4 protein-coding genes are annotated in these 2,424 nt (G+C 63.9%); 2 read left to right on the forward strand and 2 right to left on the reverse strand.

What is annotated here, in order from left to right:
• Nucleotides 1-100 precede the first annotated feature (100 nt).
• Nucleotides 101-463 carry an endonuclease domain-containing protein gene (locus tag B1C78_RS17155; protein ID WP_077280369.1) on the forward strand — a complete coding sequence of 121 codons (363 nt, stop codon included), beginning with the start codon at nucleotides 101-103 and terminating at the stop codon, nucleotides 461-463.
• Nucleotides 464-552: 89 nt separating this feature from the next.
• Here the strand turns inward: B1C78_RS17155 and B1C78_RS17160 are convergent, their stop codons facing one another.
• On the reverse strand, nucleotides 553-1,062 hold the full coding sequence (locus B1C78_RS17160; RefSeq protein ID WP_077280370.1) for a hypothetical protein: 510 nt from the start codon (nucleotides 1,060-1,062) through the stop codon (nucleotides 553-555).
• A complete protein-coding gene (locus B1C78_RS17165; RefSeq protein ID WP_077280371.1) occupies nucleotides 1,059-1,358 on the reverse strand; it encodes a nucleotidyltransferase domain-containing protein in 300 nt (99 codons plus the stop codon). The genes B1C78_RS17160 and B1C78_RS17165 overlap by 4 nt, the downstream gene beginning before the upstream one ends.
• A 283-nt stretch (nucleotides 1,359-1,641) precedes the next feature.
• On the opposite strand from B1C78_RS17165, the gene B1C78_RS17170 reads away from it, so the two are divergent.
• Nucleotides 1,642-2,385, forward strand: a complete 744-nt coding sequence (locus B1C78_RS17170) for a S1C family serine protease (RefSeq protein ID WP_425443986.1) — start codon at nucleotides 1,642-1,644, stop codon at nucleotides 2,383-2,385.
• The last annotated feature ends 39 nt before the right edge of the window (nucleotides 2,386-2,424 follow it).

The following is a 2,424-nucleotide window of genomic DNA, read 5'->3' on the forward strand; positions in this document are numbered from 1 at the left end:
GGGGAGGGGATGGCGAGGGTCGGTTTTGGGAGTGTTTCCCTCGCCCTCAGGGAGGGGGGAGGGTGAGTGTGGTTTTCGAACTCATGGACGAGGATCGCTCATGGTCGATCGACGAAGGATCCGGATTGCGCGTGAGTTGCGCAGTCGGATGACGGATGCGGAATTGCTTCTCTGGCGTCGTCTGCGGCACCGTCAACTCGATGGTCACAAGTTTCGGCGGCAGCATCCCCTGGGACCTTACGTGGTGGATTTTGTCTGCCTGGAGGTTTGTTTGGTCCTCGAACTGGATGGTGGGCAGCATGCGGAACAGGTTTGGCAGGATCGGCGGCGGGATGCCTGGTTGGTGGAGCAGGGATTCAGGGTGCTGCGCTTCTGGAATCATGAGGTGTTGCAGGAGACGGAAGTTGTGCTGGAGGTGATTCTGGCGGCGGTTCGGGGGAGTGGTCCGGGTTCGGCGGCTTAGCCAGCTCCCGCGGGCCCCCACCCTGGCCCTCCCCCGCAAGCGGGGGAGGGGATGGCAAGGGTTGGCTTTGGGGGTTTTCTCCCTCGCCCTCAGGGAGAGGGTAGGGTGAGGGTGGTTTCGGGGAGATCGCTCATGCCGAGCCGCTCACGGGCGTAACGGCCTACAGCACGAAGGGTATCCAGCAGGAGCGGGGCGCTGCGGATCGCTTCGTTGAGTATGTCGGCCTGTTTGGCGGGATCATCCGGGTATTCGTGAGTGAGCAGGTTGCGCAGCCTTCTGAGCAGCGCCCAGTCATCGACGCCCGTAACAATGCCGCGCTTCTCCATGCGGTGGAGGAGGTCCAGTTGGGTCAGATCCGCCGTATCCTCGAGTTCAGCGCCGAGCAGGGCCCGGAAAAGGTTTCTCCCCATGGCATCCTGCAAACGGATAAAGCGCAGGCTGAACGCATCGAGGCGGTCCTTGGTCTCCTGGTCGATCGCCTGAATTTCCTCGGGGCCGTAATCGGGACGAAGCCTGGGCAGGGACGTCGATAGGCTCTCCGCCGAGCGCAGAGCTTCGAGGTAGGACTCACGGAAGTAATCGGTGCCGGTCGACGTCATCGGAGTTCGATCCCGGTCTCGCGCGCGATTCGATCGATGGCTTTTCGAGGGCGGCCGCGCACGTGGGTGACCAGGTCTATGCGTTGGTCTCCGAGGGCCTGCTGGATCTCCAGAATGGTTCGTGCCTCCGCTCTGAGCAGGTCCTCACGGGGATCGGTCTCCACGTAGAGATCAATGTCGCCGCCGCGTCGGTCGTCGTGTGCCCGGGAGCCGAAGAGCCAGACGCGCGCATTGGGGCCGAAATGTGTCAGCACGGCCTGTTGGGCGATCTGCCTTTGCTGGTCGTTCAGCCTCATAGCGTACGGGTTCGGTCGATGATCGTCCGGGTTCGGCAAGTGTGAGGATCAGTGGTTCACGTGAGGACTCGGATCCATGGAGGATACAAGGAACAGGTCCGGCTTGGAATGCCGGGCTCGCACAGTCGCCGCGAGCATCCTAAGAGTACGGAGGTCTGACACCGTAGCCGCGGTGACCCATAATCTCTGGCAGGGTACAGGAGCAAGGGAGGATCCCCGGATGACTATCGACTCTCGATCCAGGTTGTTGAGGCTCAGGTACGGCGGCTGGTTGGCCGGACTGATGCTGCTGGCTGTAGCCGGGCCTGGTGTCGTGGTGGCGGCCGAGCTGTCAGCCACGATTGATCGCGTCAAACCCTCTGTCGTGGGTGTCGGCACCTATCAGGAAACCCGACAGCCCCGTGTCCAGTTGCGGGGGACCGGGTTCGTGGTGGGCGACGGGCGGCACGTGATTACCAATGATCATGTATTGCCCAATATCCTGGATTCGGAACGCCGGGAGTTTCTGGCGGTGTTCGTGCCCGGTGAGGGCAGGGCGCAGGTGCGGCCCGCGAGGGCGGTGGCCAGTGATCCTGCGCGGGATCTGGTGCTCTTGAGGATCGACGGCGATCCGATGCCGGCGCTGCGGCTCGGGAACACGAACTCGGTGAAGGAGGGGCAGGCAATCGCCTTCACCGGCTTCCCCATCGGCGCCGCGCTCGGGCTCTTCCCCGCCACGCATCGAGGCACGGTGTCCGCGATCGCGCCCGTTGTGATTCCTGCCCGCACCGGCCGGGAACTGGATCCGGCCCTGATCCGCCGCATGCGCGAGCCCTACACGATCTTCCAGCTGGACGCGACGGCTTACCCCGGCAACAGCGGCAGCCCGCTGTTCAATCCTTCCACCGGGGAGGTGATCGGGGTGCTGAACATGGTGTTTGTAAAGGAAGGCCGCGAGAGTGCGCTGGAGCGGCCGAGCGGAATCAGTTATGCGATTCCGGTGGATCACGCACGGGAGTTGTTGCGCAAGCAGGATCTGCGACCCTGAGCGGGCCCCCACCCTGGCCCTCCCCCGCGCGCGGGGGAG

This window comes from Thioalkalivibrio denitrificans, from assembly GCF_002000365.1.
Classification (GTDB): Bacteria; Pseudomonadota; Gammaproteobacteria; order Ectothiorhodospirales; family Ectothiorhodospiraceae; genus Thioalkalivibrio_A; species Thioalkalivibrio_A denitrificans.

What these genes read in the sequence shown, in the direction of transcription:
- B1C78_RS17165 (WP_077280371.1), bottom strand. Translation starts at nt 1,358, where the DNA reads ATGAGGCTGAACGACCAGCAAAGGCAGATCGCCCAACAGGCCGTGCTG.
- B1C78_RS17160 (WP_077280370.1), bottom strand. Translation starts at nt 1,062, where the DNA reads ATGACGTCGACCGGCACCGATTACTTCCGTGAGTCCTACCTCGAAGCT.
- B1C78_RS17155 (WP_077280369.1), top strand. Translation starts at nt 101, where the DNA reads ATGGTCGATCGACGAAGGATCCGGATTGCGCGTGAGTTGCGCAGTCGG.
- B1C78_RS17170 (WP_425443986.1), top strand. Translation starts at nt 1,642, where the DNA reads ATGCTGCTGGCTGTAGCCGGGCCTGGTGTCGTGGTGGCGGCCGAGCTG.